The sequence below is a fragment of the Bowmanella yangjiangensis genome (assembly GCF_017255015.1).
GTDB classification, from domain to species: domain Bacteria; phylum Pseudomonadota; class Gammaproteobacteria; order Enterobacterales; family Alteromonadaceae; genus Bowmanella; species Bowmanella yangjiangensis.
Genome location: NZ_JAFKCS010000761.1, coordinates 1 through 350 on the forward strand (window position 1 = coordinate 1; position 350 = coordinate 350).

Below are 350 nucleotides of genomic sequence, written 5' to 3' on the forward strand. Positions count from 1 at the left end.
TGCTGGCCGATGACCCGGCCGTGCAGATCGGCCTGGTGCAAAGCGGCCTGGAGCGGCAACTGTCGCCGGACGAGCAGACCCGCCTGCAGAGCCTGGGGGCGATCTATCAGGAGCCGCTCTGGCTGTTCTATCGCCGTGAAACCGGCCTGGACCGCATCGCCGACCTGTTGCCGCTGAAGCTCGGCCTGGGTGGCGAGGGCAGCGGCACCCGCGCTGCCAGCGACGCCATCCTCGGCGCCAACGCGATCCTGCCCGAGCAGTATCCCGACACCTGGCAGAACATCGGCGGCGGCAAGGCCGCACGCGCACTGCTGGCCGGCGAACTGGACGCGGCGTTCTTCGTCGGCCCG

At 70.6% G+C, this 350-nt stretch carries 1 protein-coding gene; it reads left to right on the forward strand.

Features of this window, described 5'->3' with window-relative positions:
- The coding region (locus J0A65_RS26580) for a TAXI family TRAP transporter solute-binding subunit (protein WP_206597174.1) at nt 1–350 on the forward strand (350 nt) is incomplete at both ends.